The organism is Bacillus sp. C-3-6, from assembly GCF_054509685.1.
In genome coordinates this window covers 1,707,698-1,724,806 of the sequence record NZ_CM137247.1, presented here as the reverse complement: position 1 = coordinate 1,724,806, position 17,109 = coordinate 1,707,698, and the positions used below count along the sequence as shown (strand labels likewise).

The 17,109-nt window shown below is 35.7% G+C and carries 13 protein-coding genes, 1 riboswitch and 1 other annotated feature; of the genes, 3 read left to right on the top strand and 10 right to left on the bottom strand.

Annotation, left to right across the window (positions count from 1 at the left end; all coding sequences use genetic code 11):
• Window positions 1–2: 2 nt before the first annotated feature.
• Together ACW0JX_RS08955 and ACW0JX_RS08950 are read right to left on the bottom strand one after the other, a co-directional pair.
• A complete protein-coding gene (locus tag ACW0JX_RS08955; RefSeq protein ID WP_001284321.1) occupies window positions 3–614 on the bottom strand; it encodes a DUF4166 domain-containing protein in 612 nt (203 codons plus the stop codon).
• Between the two features lie 4 nt (window positions 615–618).
• Window positions 619–1,527: a DoxX-like family protein gene (locus ACW0JX_RS08950; protein ID WP_459245585.1), complete on the bottom strand. Its 909-nt coding sequence runs from the start codon at window positions 1,525–1,527 to the stop codon at window positions 619–621.
• Window positions 1,528–1,718: 191 nt separating this feature from the next.
• A riboswitch (Lysine riboswitch) is annotated at window positions 1,719–1,905 on the top strand.
• A 202-nt stretch (window positions 1,906–2,107) separates the two neighbouring features.
• Here ACW0JX_RS08950 and ACW0JX_RS08945 point away from each other — a divergent pair.
• Both ACW0JX_RS08945 and ACW0JX_RS08940 read left to right on the top strand, forming a co-directional pair.
• Window positions 2,108–3,337: an aspartate kinase gene (locus tag ACW0JX_RS08945; RefSeq protein ID WP_459245584.1), complete on the top strand. Its 1,230-nt coding sequence runs from the start codon at window positions 2,108–2,110 to the stop codon at window positions 3,335–3,337.
• Window positions 3,338–3,565: 228 nt separating this feature from the next.
• The gene (locus ACW0JX_RS08940; RefSeq protein WP_459245583.1) at window positions 3,566–4,018 is read left to right on the top strand and encodes a VOC family protein; all 453 of its coding nucleotides are present in this window, start codon (window positions 3,566–3,568) and stop codon (window positions 4,016–4,018) included.
• Window positions 4,019–4,308: 290 nt separating this feature from the next.
• Here the strand turns inward: ACW0JX_RS08940 and ACW0JX_RS08935 are convergent, their stop codons facing one another.
• Together ACW0JX_RS08935 and asnA are read right to left on the bottom strand one after the other, a co-directional pair.
• A complete protein-coding gene (locus tag ACW0JX_RS08935; protein ID WP_063547018.1) occupies window positions 4,309–4,734 on the bottom strand; it encodes a helix-turn-helix domain-containing protein in 426 nt (141 codons plus the stop codon).
• A gap of 142 nt (window positions 4,735–4,876) precedes the next feature.
• On the bottom strand, window positions 4,877–5,860 hold the full coding sequence (gene asnA, locus ACW0JX_RS08930) for an aspartate--ammonia ligase (protein WP_000284916.1): 984 nt from the start codon (window positions 5,858–5,860) through the stop codon (window positions 4,877–4,879).
• Between the two features lie 70 nt (window positions 5,861–5,930).
• Window positions 5,931–6,189: a binding site (T-box leader), on the bottom strand.
• Window positions 6,190–6,595: 406 nt separating this feature from the next.
• Between asnA and ACW0JX_RS08925 the strand changes: the two genes are divergently transcribed.
• The gene (locus tag ACW0JX_RS08925; RefSeq protein WP_000047588.1) at window positions 6,596–6,730 is read left to right on the top strand and encodes a DUF3934 domain-containing protein; all 135 of its coding nucleotides are present in this window, start codon (window positions 6,596–6,598) and stop codon (window positions 6,728–6,730) included.
• Between the two features lie 100 nt (window positions 6,731–6,830).
• Here ACW0JX_RS08925 and ACW0JX_RS08920 read toward each other — a convergent pair whose 3' ends face one another.
• From ACW0JX_RS08920 to ACW0JX_RS08895, 6 genes are all read right to left on the bottom strand, one after another.
• A complete protein-coding gene (locus ACW0JX_RS08920) occupies window positions 6,831–10,025 on the bottom strand; it encodes an SNF2 helicase associated domain-containing protein (protein ID WP_459245582.1) in 3,195 nt (1,064 codons plus the stop codon).
• 118 nt (window positions 10,026–10,143) lie between these two features.
• On the bottom strand, window positions 10,144–11,076 hold the full coding sequence (locus ACW0JX_RS08915; RefSeq protein WP_063547016.1) for a response regulator: 933 nt from the start codon (window positions 11,074–11,076) through the stop codon (window positions 10,144–10,146).
• A gap of 2 nt (window positions 11,077–11,078) precedes the next feature.
• A complete protein-coding gene (locus ACW0JX_RS08910; protein ID WP_097821587.1) occupies window positions 11,079–12,377 on the bottom strand; it encodes a sensor histidine kinase in 1,299 nt (432 codons plus the stop codon).
• 64 nt (window positions 12,378–12,441) lie between these two features.
• Window positions 12,442–14,154, bottom strand: a complete 1,713-nt coding sequence (malS, locus tag ACW0JX_RS08905) for an oxaloacetate-decarboxylating malate dehydrogenase (RefSeq protein WP_459245581.1) — start codon at window positions 14,152–14,154, stop codon at window positions 12,442–12,444.
• Window positions 14,155–14,229: 75 nt separating this feature from the next.
• The gene (gene aspA, locus ACW0JX_RS08900) at window positions 14,230–15,669 is read right to left on the bottom strand and encodes an aspartate ammonia-lyase (protein ID WP_000224200.1); all 1,440 of its coding nucleotides are present in this window, start codon (window positions 15,667–15,669) and stop codon (window positions 14,230–14,232) included.
• Between the two features lie 24 nt (window positions 15,670–15,693).
• Entirely contained in the window at window positions 15,694–16,965 is a 1,272-nt protein-coding gene (locus ACW0JX_RS08895) for a cation:dicarboxylate symporter family transporter (protein ID WP_000713291.1), read from the bottom strand.
• Between the last annotated feature and the right edge of the window lie 144 nt (window positions 16,966–17,109).

Here is a 17,109-nt window from a genome sequence, read left to right as displayed (position 1 = left end):
GTTTATTTCCTTTCCACAAATGTTCCCTTATATGAAAAAAGCGAGCCAATTAACGGGTTTCGTACTTGTACATGAATTCGAAAACACTGTAGTGTTGCATCATAACTTTCAACAATTTTTGCTTCACCATACAAAAATTTTGGTAACGGCATTTTTCTTCCAAACATATAAAACCATTGTTTCTTTGAAGAAATATGCATTGCCCCTAACTCATCGATATGAAAATGCAGTGTAGAAACGAGTAAATGTGGTTCGCCAAAATAATCTACAATTTCATTTTCGTTTCCATCCAATTGCATAACTGCGTTAAAATATCTTTTCTTATTATGAAAATAAAAAGTACGGTTCCACCTTACTAATTCTTGTCCATATTCATCTCGCTCAGCTATGTTTTGTATCGTAAATGGGATTTCCTCTCCTCGTTCCGAGAAAAACATTCGAAACTTCGATGCAATTTTTAATATAAATTTCACGAAAAAAGAGCCACCGTAAATTTCATCCATCTTTCCTTCACCTGTAAAACTATTCTCTTCTGTAATCGCATAACGCTTCTGCAATTCAGGATGAAGATTTTTATAGGTATCCCCTAATAATCGTTCATATATATTAGCCATACACTTATCCCTTTCTCGCCCTATTGCAATTTTTCGCTCTTGGTAAATCGAAACTATTTATATAACCGACAATTGATAACCCCATTAGAAGAACATTTAATGTAATCGGATTAAACGGCCCTGTAAAGCTTGCAATATTCGTAAATCCTGCCGCTAATGTTAAAACTAGTAATACAATAATATGCAGTATAAATAATTTTCGTTTTGTTATTGGCAACAGCCATACAACACCGAAAATTATTTCTAACACCCCAATTATTTTAAGTATATATACACTATTTTCATTTGAACCGATTAATACAGAAAGCATCTTTACTTCTTCTAAATGAGTAAAAAGTAGTTTTGGCACTATCCCTTGATATATCCATACAAAAGCAAATAAAAAACATACGAGCCAATACGTCATTGTTCTTCTAATTAGTAACCTAGGATGAAGCCCCTTTTCTAACCATAATTTTAAGGCATCAAAACTCCAAGCAGTCGCCCAACCTAATAACGGACGAAAAATATAGGAATCTATCACATTTCCTATACGACCAAATCTTGTATCATAATCATATTGTGTCTCAAAATGGATGTATTCTTTATTCGGCGTATACTTCCAATAACCACGTCCTATTTTAATAAGAGATAATGTATTATCCGTCCAAAATTTTAAAGAAGAAATTCTTTCACCAGTTTCTTTTCTTATTTCACCTATTGATTCCCCTTCTCCAGCTATTTCAAGCCCAAATCCAATCTTTGTTTTATACAAAAACTTCTGTGGTTCTCCTTCTTTTTTCTCTAAATACGAAATTTCAGTAAAGCGAGCATCCCACTCTGTATGTATATCTGGTTCTTGCGTATATTCCCATAATTTTCCCATCGTCGTGTTCATTTTTGTCGCAACATAAATAGGCTGTTTCCTTTTCATTCTCCCACCTCCTATGCACTATAAGTTTAATGTACATGCAATGAATTTATTTTGCTACATTTTTCACAAACTCCCTCAGAAAAAGAAAGAATTTTTAAAATATATACAAAACACTTGATTCCCCGAAAAATTTAAATTATTATAAAACAAATGTTACCAACAACTTCATAAATCAAACACTCTCGCCTAAAACGTGAGATAGAGGTTGCGATACTTATGAGTATTCTAATGGAGACACAGAGATGTCTATGAACTTAGATGAAAGGAAGTATTGCCGAAATTGATAAGTTTCTCTGCATTTATCAATTGGGGCTGTTTTCGAATAGAAACAGAACTGTCATATGTACAGACGTGTACGTATGAAGAGCTATCTACAAAAAAGAGATATCATTTTTTATGATATTCCTTTTTTGGCGGTTTTTTTATTAGCTCCGTTTTCTGTTTCCCTTTTCCTGTAACAGCACCATCCTCACTTATTTGAGATGGTGTTTTTTGTTTGTCTTTCTGGTAACTACAGGAGTATTGGGATTTATATATTTCCTAATCTATTCTTAAAAATAGACGAAAGAAGGAATTTGTAATGGAAACAACTGTTCAAAAATTTGGTGGCACTTCTGTCGGAAGCGTCGAGCGCATTCAACATGTAGCAAATTTAATTATTGAAGAATATGAACGAGGTCATAGCGTTGTCTCTGTCGTTTCAGCAATGGGAAAAAGCACGGATGAACTTGTCGCACTCGCTAACGTTATTACAGAAAATCCAAGTAAACGTGAAATGGATATGCTTCTATCTACAGGAGAACAAGTAACTATTTCATTATTAACAATGGCACTGCAAGCAAAAGGCTATCGTGCAATTTCATTAACAGGGTGGCAAGCTGGTCTTACGACAGAATCTGTACATAGTAGTGCACGGATTACTGACATTCATACAGATCGTATTCAATCTTATCTTGCTGAAGGCACAATTGTTATCGTAGCTGGTTTCCAAGGTATAAGTGTAGAAAATGAAATTACAACGCTTGGCCGTGGTGGCTCTGATACGACTGCTGTCGCACTAGCCGCTGCACTTAAAGCAAAAAAATGTGATATTTATACGGATGTGACAGGCGTATATACAACGGACCCACGAGTTGTAAAAGACGCTTACAAATTAGACGAAATTTCTTATGACGAAATGTTAGAGCTTGCTAATCTCGGTGCTGGCGTATTACACCCGCGCGCTGTTGAGTTTGCTAAAAATCATAACGTAGTTTTAGAAGTTCGCTCAAGTATGGAACAAGAAAACGGAACAATTGTAAAAGGAGAATGTAACATGGAACAACAATCAATCGTTAAAGGTATTGCATTTGAGGATAACATTACACGTGTCACAATTAAAGGACTAGAACAAGGCTCGCTTTCAACAGTTTTCTCTACATTAGCAGCAGCACACATTAATGTAGATATCATCATTCAAAGTATTACAAATGAAGGAACTGTACATCTCTCTTTCTCCATTCACTCGAATGATTTAAGAGAAACTTTAAAAGTTTTGGAACAAAATCAAGAAACTCTCCACTACGAATCTGTAGAACATGAAAATCACTTAGCAAAAGTATCAATCGTAGGATCTGGCATGGTATCTAACCCTGGTGTCGCTGCAAATATGTTTACTACTTTAAAAGAAGAAGATATTCATATTAAAATGGTAAGTACATCAGAAATTAAAGTGTCTGTCGTTATTGACCGCCTTCATTTAGTAACAGGGGTTGAGGCGCTACATCAATCATTTATGGCGAAAATTGGGCCTTTAGTACAAATGAGCTAATTTGATATGCTCAGTAACACTTATAAAAAAATCATATTAATCTACTTCCTTCCTATTAAATAAAAGCTGTTCGTTAACAAGATGCTATATGACATATAAAAAAACACCTTGTCACATTTTCCTATACTATGACAAGGTGTTTTTGACTGAAAGGAATTTGTAACTACTTAGTAGTATAATTATGAGGATGATTAAATAATAAATTTTTATACATAAGGAGATAAGACTATGGCAAAAAACAAATTACTACGAATGGACAATGTCAGCATCGTTGTAGAATCCCTTGATGACGCAATCTCTTTCTTTGAGGAGATTGGCTTGAATCTCGAAGGTCGAGCCAATGTCGAAGGTGAATGGGCTGGTCGCGTAACTGGACTCGGTTCTCAGTGCGTAGAGATTGCTATGATGGTCACTCCAGATGGCCACAGCCGAATTGAACTTTCGCGATTTCTCACCCCTCCTACTATAGCAGATCACCGAAAAGCTCCTGTAAACGCCCTCGGTTATCTACGCGTCATGTTCACCGTTCAAGATATTGACGAAATGGTATCCAGACTCACTAAGCATGGTGCAGAGCTCGTTAGCGAAGTAGTTCAGTACGAGAACTCGTATCGTCTCTGCTACATTCGTGGAGTCGAAGGAATTTTAATCGGTTTAGCGGAAGAACTCGGTAATAAATAAGCAAGTGACGTTTTATAAAAAGGCACTATCATTGAATAAAACGTAGACTCTTAAGCGATTTTATTATTATATTTTGAACCCCGTCCTAGCTTTAGAACGGGGTTATGCTTGTTTGAGCTTTTAAAATTAAATAACTTTATTATCATTTTACATATAGATTTCAAGGATCTACCCAAATAGCTTTCATATTACCGATATCCTAAAATCATTATAATACAATGAAAATATTCGTTATACCCTTTCCTAGGAAATATAACTAACTCTTCTCACTTTTTATCACATATATCTTTTCACTCTTTCTCTTGAAAAAACGATCTATATTCATTCAAAATAACTTTCTTCACATTCGAATAAAAAACCATCATGAATAGTGCAACTCCTAATACAAATACTTGTATTCCTTCATAATCAATGAATGCACTCATAATTAGCAATCCAAACCCAATATAAAAGCCAAAATCATTCTCTTTCTCAAAATCCTCATCTTCTTCATCAATATGTATTTTTTCTTTAATATTCTGTTTCCCTTTTATTAACTCATCAAGCGTAACATTGTACATTTCGCTTAGTAAAATTAGATTATCAATATCAGGATAACTTTTATCATTTTCCCATTTGTACACTGCTTGCCTCGTCACACCAATCTTTTTAGCAACATCCTCTTGCGAAAACCCCTTTGATTCTCGTAGTTTTTTTAGCTGCTCTCCTATGCTCATAACGTCCCCTCCTTTAACAAATTATTACATAAAAAGAGATATAAATGAAAGAAACCATTAGTAAAACTCTCTGTAAACCATTCGTTTACACAATTAAAAAAAGAGGGAATAGCTCTATATTTAAGCTATTCCCTCACTTCTATTAAAACAGATGAATGTTTTCTTTTTTACAAGCTGCACGTAAATCGTCAGGCCATACAGAAGATTGAACTTCACCGATATGTGCTTTACGTAAGAAGTACATGCACATTCTTGATTGTCCAATGCCACCGCCGATTGTTAATGGTAGTACGTCTTCTAATATACCTTTATGGAAATCATACTCACGTTTGAAGTCTTCACCAGTTTTCGTTAACTGCTCATCAAGCGATTTACTATCAACACGAATTCCCATTGATGATAACTCAAATGAAGATTGTAGTACTGGGTGCCAGAATAAAATGTCACCGTTTAATTTCCAATCGTCATAATCAGCTGCGCGTCCGTCATGCTTTTCACCTGAACGAAGTGCATCACCAATTCCGATAATGAAGACTGCACCGTGTTCTTTTGCAATTGCATGTTCACGATCTTTCGGTGTTAATTCTGGATATTTATCTTCTAATTCTTGAGAAGTAACGAAAACAATTTCTTCCGGTAAATACTTTCCAAGGAACGGATATTTTTCAAATAAGTGATCTTCTAAATCTTTGAATATTCCATAAATTGTTTGTACTGTTTTTTGTAAGTATTCAACAGTACGCCATTCTTTTTGAACGATTTTTTCCCAATCCCATTGGTCAACATAAATGGAATGCGTTGCATCAAGTTCTTCATCACGACGAATCGCGTTCATGTTTGTATATAAACCTTCACCAGCTTCATATCCGTATTCATGTAATGCAAATCGTTTCCATTTCGCTAGTGAATGAACAATTTCTAATTCTTCTCCTGAATGTAACATATCAAATTCAATTGGACGTTCTACACCGTTTAGGTGATCGTTTAATCCTGATTTTTTCGTTACGAATAATGGTGCAGATACGCGGAATAGTTCAAGGCGTTTTGCTAATTGGTCCTCGAAGAATGTTTTAACTTCCTTAATTGCGATTTGAGTCTCTCTTACTGTCATTAATGATTGATACATGGTGGTTTCCTCCTAAAATGTTTGGATGTTGTGAAAAGAAGCCAACAAAAAAAGCCCTTCTTTCCCAAAAAACTGGGACGAAAGGCTTTGGTTCCGCGGTACCACCCAAATTAGCAACAGAGGTTGCTCACTTATACAATACGGAGATGAAATATCTCGATACTGTTCTTCTTGTAACGGCGAAGTTCCCGGCTAAGTCTACTTTCCTATAAAGGATTTCGGTTAGCAACTCCAGGAGGTTCTTCATAATAGGCTTCGTATCAGGCTCACACCACCCCTGACTCGCTTAAACTACGTCCTACTACTACTCGTCCTTTCATAGTCGTTTTGTTGTCACATCTCTGAAACATTTTATTAATGATTATTCTATACAAAAAATAAAGAAAGTCAACAAAAAGTTTTAAAATGTTTTTCAATTCTTTATTTTACGGCTTTATTGATTGTTGTTAATTTAACATCTTTACTTTTTCTGCCTCGTCAATCCAAAAAATGTTTCACTGACCGAAACTAACATATACACAACAATTAATGTGATCGTTCGGAATATAGAATCTGCAGTATTTCTTATTATTTTCATTTTCTTTATAATTCCTTTCAGTTTACTTGCAAATTCATGTTATACTATAGCATTCAAGCAGTTTATTTTTACTTAAAGCAATCATAGTCATTTATAAAGAGTATTTTCTAAATCATTGACTATTATCAAATAAGATTTTTATATAACGGAGTGATCATATGAGTAAAACGAAAGCAAAACCGAAAAAAGGTGTAGGACAAGGTACAGGAAGTAAAGGATGGAACCGTTGGCAATCAAGTGCAAAGAAAAAGGCAGCTGCCAAACCATACAAAAGTAAAGGTACAAAGAAGTAATTTAAATAACATTTGATTTCTTTACTTTGTACAAAACAAAATATAATTATTACAACAAAAAGCTATGCCCTCATAAATTTGAAGGCATAGCTTTTTTATATTAAATCATTAAAATATCTCGAATTTCTTCCTCTGTGATTGAGGACAATTTCTCTTCTCCCGGCTCAATCACTTCAGCGATTAAATTTTTCTTACTTTCTTGCAGTTCATGCATTTTCTCCTCAATTGTTCCCTGAGCTACTAGCTTTATAACTTGCACTGTATTTTTTTGTCCCATTCGATACGCCCTATCGGCCGCTTGTTGTTCAACAGCTGGATTCCACCATAAATCATATAATATTACTGTATCTGCACCAGTTAAATTAAGTCCGGTACCACCAGCTTTTAAAGAAATGAGAAATAGATCTCCTTCTCCTTCGTTAAACCGATCGCACAGCTCTACACGATCCTGCGCTGGTGTACTCCCGTCTAAATAAAAGTATGGAATTGCTTGTCGATTTAACTCACGACCAATAATGGAAAGCATCTTCGTAAATTGAGAAAAAATTAATATTCTCTTCCCTGTACTTCTACATTCCTCTAAAATCTCTAACAGCTGTTCAAATTTAGCTGAACTTCCTTTGTAATCATCAACAAATAAAGCGGGATGACAACAAATTTGTCGCAATCTCGTTAAACCAGCTAAAATTCTAATTTTATTTTTACGTAACGTGTCTTTGTCTAAATGCTTTAACGTTTCTTCCCTTAACTTCGCTAAATAAGCAGCATAGAGACTCTTTTGATCGGGTAATAACTCCGATGATTGTAAGTGCTCTATTTTCTCTGGCAACTCATTTAATACGTCCCCTTTTAATCGTCTTAATACGAATGGTTTCACTCGCTTCGCTATATCTTCACGCCTTAAATCACCGAACTCTTTCCTTCCTGGTAATAATTCCGGGAAGACGACATGGAAGATAGACCATAGCTCTTCTAATGAATTTTCTACAGGTGTACCAGTTAGTCCGAAACGGTATTCAGCTTGAATTGTTTTCACAGCTCTTGCCGTTTGCGTTGTAGGGTTTTTAAACGCCTGTGCTTCATCAAGAAATAGTGTATGAAATGGTCTTGCATATAATCTTATATCTCTTCTCAGTAATGGATATGACGTGATTACGACATCAAATTCCGTTATATCTTTCAAAATTTTCCGACGCTCTGCTTGGTTTCCATCTGCAATAACTGCTCTAATATGCGGGGCGAATTTTTTCAATTCACTAAACCAATTATAAACAAGAGATGATGGTGAAACGACTAATATTGACAGTTTCTTTTCTCGAATCTCAGTCAAAACAGAATCTATAAAAGCAATGCTTTGCAACGTTTTTCCAAGTCCCATATCATCTGCTAAAATACCGCCAAAACGGTAATGAGCAAGTGTTTTCATCCATTCGAACCCATATACTTGATACTTTCTCATTTCTGCATTTAAAGTATTTGGCACAGCAAACTTTAATTTTTTCGGGTTTTGAATGTTTTCTACTAACTCTTGAACTGAATCATCCAAACTTAAAACATTGCCTTCGTGAAGTCCGTTCATCCATTTTACACTCCGAATAAGCGGAACATTTACCTCTTCTCCATGTAAAAATTCTTTCCGAATACCTGATTCTTTTATAAACTGATTAATTTCATTAAACTCTTTACTCTCTAGCGACAAAAACGAACCGTTCGCCAATCGATAATATTTACGTTTCTCTTCAAGGGCCGCTAATACACCTTTAATTTCTGCTTCTGGTATTCCTTTTATATCAAAACGAAATGACAACCAATCAATTCTTTCTTTTCTTCTCACTCTAATAAGAGGAACTGCATCCCCTTTACTAATTCGCAATTTGATTGCTGTCGTCGCATAAATATCAACTAAACCTTTTAATGTTGGCACGACGTGATATAAAAAGTTATACTCAGCTTCTTCATTATGCATAAAGTAACCGCCTTCTGTTTTTGCAAAGGCACTTTCACTCATAATGTCTAAAATCTCTTTTTCTTTTTTCTCATCACGATTAAAAACAGACGGCTGTCCATCCTCTTCTAGCGGATTAATCATGACATTCCCATAGTGAAATTCAAGACCTGCTAATAAGCGATTTTTCACGCGGTCTAAATACAATTTCGCTTTTAGCGAAGGTGTTTCAACACGATCCGATATTACTTCATCAATGTGTACAGTTCCGAGCTTCATTAATCCTGGTACAACTTTCGCGACGAAATGTTCCATCTTACTTTCTGGAATATAAAACTGATTACTATTTGAGCGACTCATCATCTTTTGTAATTCAATAAGTCGCATACAATCTTCAATGTGTAAGTGATATAATTTCCCACCATAAAGTGCATTGTTATACATATCCATAACTTGTACACGATTTAGACCATCTATATGAAGTGTAAATCCGCCATTATTTCCCTTCGTAAATTCAAAGTGTAACGGCAACAAACCTTTTGAAACTTGTAATCCCTGAAACAGTTGTTTATTTTGTTTCAGCTGTACATATTCAACTTTAGAAAGTGAAGAGAGCATATCTTTCCATGAAGCTGGTGGTATAAATATCATACTTTCATCTTGTTTCGCATGTACTTCTAGCGCATCCTCATACATTTTTTCGTTATGATACATTTTAATGAGCTGCTGAATAATTGCATCCGTTTCTTGTTTAAAACTATGTACATCTGGTGTATATGTAAATTCATTTGAACAATGAAAAGACTCTCTTTTCTCCACCTTAGAAAGAAATTCTCTAATATGATTTATGAAATACACCTTGGCAAGTTTCAATTGAATTCCAAGAAGAGCACCACCACTTCTCGTAGCTACTGGTCTACATATAAACTCAACATCTAATATTTCACGTGTATCAAAACGGTGTTGTTTACTTTTTGGCCTCAGTGGTTTGTCTGCAAACAGCTGAAACATACCACTTGTCAATTGATCATTTCTGTTACTAGTGGAGCTCATTCCACCTGTTTGTTGATTATAGTTTATTTGTATTAATACTGCTGCAACATGTTGACAGTACGTTTGAAAAGACGCTAATGAAGGACAACTACATTTTGCAACAACATCACCCTTTTTGGCTTTTGCTACTGTAACATGGAAATCCTCGTTCCCTTTTACTGTCGCCTCACAAATTTCTTTATTTTCATCGTAATGATCTATTATCACTTTATTTGATTTATAATAGGTTTCACCTCTTTTATATGAGGTCTCTCCGCACACTTCTTTAATAATCGATTTATTCAATGTGAAACTCATCGCTTTGACACTTCCTTAATATAAAACCATTTTCTCTTACTTAACATTTTACATGCTCCACGAGAAAATATAAAATGTTGATTTAACAAAAAAAGATGCTTATTTATAAGCATCTTCTTCACTCTATCTCCATCAACCTCTTCGCCTCAAAATACAACACTTGAATAAACTTCTTCGTATTAATTCGCGTATGACCAGAAGATGCGAGTTCATCTTTCGTCATTTCTGTCATCCGTTTTCTAACTACGGTGAAATCGAAAAATTTTGGAGCATAGCTTTCAAATTTTGGATTTGAAAAGTCTGTTAGTCCTAAAGAAGCCAAATGATTTAACGACTGATAAATAGCTCGACGTACTCTTTGTTCAGACGCTTTTTTCTCTTTATCAATATCCGCACCTAAAGCTAGATCCCCTAATTTCTTTATCGTAATATGATGAAAAATTTCTTTTAACGCAGGAAAGCCAAACTCAAATGTCTGTGCCTTTTCTTGACCATATAAATATTCCAGCATACTAAGTAAATCTTTACTTCCATTCTCTCCCGCAATACCGAGTTCTGATAGTAAAAAGCGTCCTAAATCCCCTATCTTTTTTCCTTCTTGCACTGGTTCAGTACGCAATTGCGGTTTTTCCCACTGAAACACGTTATTCAATGATTTTTGAATATCATGTATAGAACGCTCCAATCTAATACGCTCCATCACTTTGCGTACAACAGATACAACTTCGATTTTATTTAATGGTTTTGTAATATAATATTCTACACCAAGTGTATATGCCTCACCTATAAGCTGCTTCGATTCCACTTGAGAAATCATAATGATTTTCCCCGTGAAAGTTGACGCAATGTGACGAACTGTTTCAATTCCGTCCCTCATCGGCATCAACAAATCAATAAATAAAATATCTACTTTTTTAAAATTTAGTTGATCGGCTTCAATAAAAGCTCCGTCATCCGCCTCACCAATTACTTCTCCAAGATCTCCATCTTCAATAATTTGCGAAAGCATCGAACGAAAAACTTCATCATCGTCTACGATATAATAAAACAAATCTATTCCCCTTCCCGCTTTAAACTATCCTCCGGTAAACAAACGATAAACTTACATCCTCTTTTATTTTCTCGGTCTTCTAATTTCACTTCTCCGCCTAGCTCTGTTACCATTTCATTTATGTAAGAAAGCCCAATACCAGTTGACGGTGTTCCCGTTTGATCATACTTAGAAGTAAATCCTGGCTTAAATACTAATTTCTTATACTTTTGTGTAATACCAGGCCCATCGTCAATTACTTCAAAAAATATATGCTGATTTCTTTTATATAGCTTAATAATAACGAAACCTTTATCTTCAATTGCTTCAACTGCATTCGCAACTAAGTTATTAAAAATTGATAACACTGTATACACATGGTATGCAGCATGCTCACCTTCTATATGTTTAGAAAAACGTATATCCTTTTCTAGCATTTCAGCATACTTCTCGTTTATTCTAACAATCATTTCTGCTAACTCATGTCCTTCTACATATTCAGCCACATTTTTATCTAATAACAGTTTAGATAACCCTGCAAATATCCTTTGATTATCCTTTTTTATTTCATGCACTTCCCCCGCTATTTTCAATGCTGTTTTACTACTTGAATCAGCGCTTACTTGTAAATTTCGATATAGTTGATATGCTTCTTGTGTAATTAACTCCGCATTTTGTAACGTCTTTTTCAAATGAACAGATTCCACATATAAATTAGAAAGATGCATTAACATATTTTCATTTTCTTTTCGAACTTGCGATTCTTTTAATTTCGTTTCATATAAATTCATCATATTTAAAAAACCAAGTGCAAAGAAACTACGAAAAATAGCAATAATAATAAGTTTATTCACTTCAGAAATCGTTATTGTTGTACCTAGTACTAACATGTGATAAAACGCAAGTTCTGACATACTTGCAACAATTTCAATTGAAATTCCAAGGCATCCAATAATGATTGGTTTCTGATGGAACTTATTTACCCTACAAAGCGAAAAAAAACTGCCATAAATAAAATAATAGAAGAACACAGGATAACGCAAATAAAATGATTCTGTCATATGAAATGAACCTTGCATGATCCAGTCAAGACATACTCGGAATAAGACTACAGATATACCAACAAGAATACCTGCAACTCCTGCTGGTACTCTTCTTAAAAATAATAATAAAAAGAAGAATAGCGGTGTACCGAAGCTAACTCGAAACGTATCATTAAAGGGATGAAAGTTCAGCTCCCCAGCAATCGGAACAACGACCATTAATATAATTAAAAGGGACATATCTTTCTTCCATAATTGATTCCAATTCAAAGGTGACACTTCCTATACTTTTTTTCAGTAGTAAAAGTGAAAGCCCGCTTATTGTTATAAACGGGCTTTTTTTCTATATTCTAACCTTTTCTACCGCTTTTATTTGGCGATACTCTGGCTTCCACATTGCTTCTTGCACTGCCATCTTGATATCGTTATCACTTAAGTTCACTCTTGCAACACCTTCTGCAACTGCAACTTTCGCTACTTCAATTGCAACCATTTCTGAGATATTACGTAATTCTTCGACCTCTGGTAAAATAGGTGCTCCTGGCTGACTTGTATCTACCATACTTGCAACTGCTTCAGCAGCCGCTGCGAACATTCCATCCGTCATGACGCTTGCTCGTACTACAATTGTTCCAAGACCAAGCCCTGGGAAAATAAGTGCATTATTTGATTGTCCAATCACATACGTTACACCGTTATATGTAACTGGTTCAAATGGACTTCCTGTTGCAACTAACGCTCTTCCTTCTGTCCACTCGATTAAATCTGCTGGTTTTGCTTCAGCAAGCGGCGTTGGATTCGACATTGGTAAAATGATTGGTCTTTCTACGTGAGAAGCCATTTCTTTAATAATCTCTTCTTTAAATGCACCTGCAACAGTAGACGTACCAATTAAAATTGTCGGTTTTACATGTTTCACAACTTCTGCAAGTCCGATCACATCATTTTCTTTCCACTCACTTACTTCTGCTTCTTTTCTTGCGTACGGAATTTGGAAATCAAGAAGATCTTCCATGTTATCTGTAACTAATCCGTTTCGGTCAATACACCAGAAACGATTATGTGACTCTTCTTCTGATAAGCCAGCACGGACCATTGCATCTCTTACTTGATCTGCGATACCGATTCCAGCTGTACCAGCGCCAAACACAACAACGCGGTGTTCACTCAGTGGTACACCAGAAGCTTTCACCGCTGATAATACAGCAGCAAGTGAAACTGCACCTGTACCTTGAATATCATCATTAAATGTACAAACGTCATGACGGTATTTATCTAAAATTTTTCGTGCGTTACGAGAGCTAAAGTCTTCCCAATGTAAAAGTGCTTTCGGGAATTGTTTATTTACCGCTTGTACAAACGTATCAATAAATTCATCGTAAGCTTCACCTGTTATACGAGGGTGACGATTTCCAATATAAAATGGATTGTTTAATAGTTCCTCACGGTTTGTACCTACATCTAAAATTACCGGTAATACGCGGCTAGGATCGATTCCAACTGCGGCCGTATAAACAGCTAGCTTTCCGATTGCAATGTTAATACCACCAACGCCCCAGTCACCAATTCCTAATATGCCTTCTCCATCTGTTACAACGACTAAATCAATGTTCTCAGCTGTTGCACCAATATTGGTGAATGCTTCTTCAATACCTGATGGATCGTTAATCGATAAATAAACACCACGTGGTTTACGATATTCATGACTATATCTTTGAATTGCTACACCGACAGTTGGTGTATATACAATCGGTAACATTTCACGTAAATGATCTGTTAATATACGATAAAATAATACTTCATTTCGATCATGTAACGCAGTTAAGTATACATTCTTTAATAAATCATCCGGCTGAGAACTAAATTGTTCGTATGCTCGGCGTGCCTGTTCTTCTAACGTTAAAACCGCTGGCGGTAATAACCCTTTTAAACCTAACTCTTCTCTTTCATTTTGTGTGAAAGCTACCCCTTTATTTAAAAGTGGTGTTGATAATACTTCTGCTCCTCTTAATGTGGTTTCTAATGCACCATTAGAAGCTACTGTAAACTTGCTCATAACATCCCTACCTCTATTCATATATAGCATTTCTATATTGTAAACAAAAAAGAGAGGCTTGTCCCCCCTCTCCTTTTAATTTTTCTTTAAAAGAGTTGCTCCTGCAATCCCTGGGTGCGTCATTTCGAATGGATCTAGAATTAACTCTAAGTCTTCTTGTGACAGTACACCATTTTTCACACAAAGTTCTCGAACGGATTGCCCTGTCGCGATTGCTTCTTTCGCAACGCGAGCTGCTGCTTCATAACCGATATGAGGGTTCACGGCTGTAATAATCCCTACACTCTTCTCAACATACTCTTTTAAGCGATCTTCATTCGCTTCAATTCCTTTTAAGCAATTATCTGTAAAGGCACGGAAACCGTTATTCATAATGCTAATCGATTGCAGTAAGTTGAAAACAAGTACTGGTTCCATAACGTTTAATTCTAATTGTCCTGCTTCTGAAGCAAGGCAAATTGTATGATCATTACCTATTACTTGGAACGCAATTTGATTAATAACTTCTGGCATAACAGGGTTTACTTTCCCTGGCATAATAGATGAACCTGGTTGACGAGCTGGTAACATAATTTCTGCTAAACCAACACGTGGACCTGATGCCATTAAGCGAAGGTCATTCGCAATTTTAGACATATTCATCATACATACTTTCAGTGCTGCAGATACTTCTGTGTATGCATCTGTATTTTGCGTTGCATCTACTAAGTCTTCTGCACCAACTAGTGGTAGTTCACTAATTGCAGCTAAATGTTTTACAACTGCTTCAATATATTCTGGGTCTGCATTTAAGCCTGTACCAACTGCAGTTGCTCCCATGTTCACTTCATATAAGTGTTGACGTGATTGCTGAATTCGTTTCATATCACGTTCAAGTACACGAGAGTACGCTTTAAATTCTTGTCCAAGGCGAATTGGCACAGCGTCTTGTAAATGTGTACGACCCATTTTAATCACATGATCGAACTGTTCTGCTTTTAATTCAAATACATCGTGCATATAACCCATCGTTTGTAATAAGCCTTCTAATGCATTTAACGTTGCGATATGAATCGCCGTTGGGAATGCATCATTTGTTGATTGCGCCATGTTTACATGACTATTTGGACTAATATAGTGATAGTCTCCCTTTTCCATTCCTAATAATTCAAGAGCACGATTGGCAATGACTTCATTTGCATTCATGTTCATTGAAGTACCTGCTCCGCCTTGAATTGGATCTACGATGAAATGATCATGCCATTTTCCATCAAGAATTTCTTGAGCAGCTTCTGCGATTACGCCACCCTTGTTCAATTCCAATCTTCCTACATCTGTATTCGCAAGTGCTGCTGCTTTTTTTACAATTGCGAACGCTCTAATTAAGCCTTCATGGATTTTGTATCCTGTAATTGGGAAATTTTCAACTGCACGCATTGTTTGTACGCCGTAGTATGCATAGTTTGGTACTTCTTTTTCACCTAAAAAATCTTTTTCAATTCGAACACCATTTTTAACTTCAGTTAATGTTGCCATGATTATTCACTCCTTAACGATTTCTTATGCTGCTTTTGTTTCTTTGACTGTTTCTACATATTGTTTTGCTTTCTCATTATCGAATTCGCCTTCCCACTTCGACATAACAATGGCCGCTAATGCATTTCCTAATACATTGACAGATGAGCGAATCATATCTAAAATGCGGTCAATTCCCGCAATTAACGCGATACCTTCTAGTGGTAGCCCCATTGAACCTAACGTTGCTAATACAACAACGAACGATGCACCTGGAACTCCCGCCATACCTTTGGATGTTAACATGAGAACGAATAATAACGTTATTTGCTCCGTTAGTGACATGTGCACACCGTACATTTGTGCAACAAACAATGCCGCTAACGCTTGATAAATAGCCGATCCAGTCAAGTTAAATGTATAACCTGTCGGAATTACGAAAGAGGCAACTGCCTTTGGACAACCGAACTCTTCCATTTTTCTCATTATATTAGGTAAAACAGCTTCTGAACTTGCTGTCGTAAACGAAAGAATCAGTTCTTCTTTTAAAATTTTTATTAATGTAAAAATGTTTACTCCAACCATTCGTGCATTAATACCTAATACAATCACAACGAATAGTATAACAGTTACGTATACAGCTAGCACTAGTTTTCCTAGCGGAAGTAATGTTGCTACACCAAATTTTGCAACTGTAACGGCAATTAATGCGAATACACCAAATGGTGCAAATTTCATAACTTGATTTGTAACCCAAAACATTGCTTCGAGTACGCCTTCAAAGAAGTTAAAAACAGGCTTTCCTTTTTCCCCAATTGCCGCAACTCCTAAGCCGAATAGTACTGAGAAGAATATAATCGGTAATAGGTCACCTTGTGCAATCGATTCAAATACGTTTTTTGGTACAATGTGAACAATTGTCTCAGCAAAACCTTTCTTCTCCGTTGCATCTGCTGTTTGTTTATAAGAAGAAATATCACTTTGCTGTAAATTACTCATATCAACACCAGTACCTGGTTGGAATATATTCGCTGCAAGTAATCCCATTAAAATAGCAATCGTCGTAATAATTTCGAAATAAAGAATTGTCTTACCGCCCAGTTTCCCAAGCTTTTTCATATCTCCTACACCAGCTACCGCAACAATTAAGGCTGAAATAACAATTGGTACTACAATCATCTTAATTAAGTGAATAAATATATCCCCAATTGGTGTGATATAAGAAATCGCCGTTTTATTGCCATAAAAGACTGCCCCTACTACAATCCCTAAAACAAGCGCGACAAAAATTTGTGTTGCCAATCCGAATTTTTTCATTTATGTTCATCCCCTTCATGCGAACGCTTTCAATTTGAATTTATAAAAGCTACTCACACATCTTATAAGCGAACCTACAAAATCATACAAAAACCTACAAGTTCGTCACAAAAAATTCAAATATTTTTCTTCTTTTTTTCATTG

Coding starts and splice junctions, on each gene's coding strand:
- ACW0JX_RS08925 (WP_000047588.1), top strand. CDS start 6,596: ATGAGTAAAACGAAAGCAAAACCGAAAAAAGGTGTAGGACAAGGTACA.
- asnA (WP_000284916.1), bottom strand. CDS start 5,860: ATGTATCAATCATTAATGACAGTAAGAGAGACTCAAATCGCAATTAAG.
- ACW0JX_RS08935 (WP_063547018.1), bottom strand. CDS start 4,734: ATGAGCATAGGAGAGCAGCTAAAAAAACTACGAGAATCAAAGGGGTTT.
- ACW0JX_RS08920 (WP_459245582.1), bottom strand. CDS start 10,025: ATGAGTTTCACATTGAATAAATCGATTATTAAAGAAGTGTGCGGAGAG.
- ACW0JX_RS08945 (WP_459245584.1), top strand. CDS start 2,108: ATGGAAACAACTGTTCAAAAATTTGGTGGCACTTCTGTCGGAAGCGTC.
- ACW0JX_RS08940 (WP_459245583.1), top strand. CDS start 3,566: ATGGCAAAAAACAAATTACTACGAATGGACAATGTCAGCATCGTTGTA.
- ACW0JX_RS08955 (WP_001284321.1), bottom strand. CDS start 614: ATGGCTAATATATATGAACGATTATTAGGGGATACCTATAAAAATCTT.
- aspA (WP_000224200.1), bottom strand. CDS start 15,669: ATGGCAACATTAACTGAAGTTAAAAATGGTGTTCGAATTGAAAAAGAT.
- malS (WP_459245581.1), bottom strand. CDS start 14,154: ATGAGCAAGTTTACAGTAGCTTCTAATGGTGCATTAGAAACCACATTA.
- ACW0JX_RS08950 (WP_459245585.1), bottom strand. CDS start 1,527: ATGAAAAGGAAACAGCCTATTTATGTTGCGACAAAAATGAACACGACG.
- ACW0JX_RS08895 (WP_000713291.1), bottom strand. CDS start 16,965: ATGAAAAAATTCGGATTGGCAACACAAATTTTTGTCGCGCTTGTTTTA.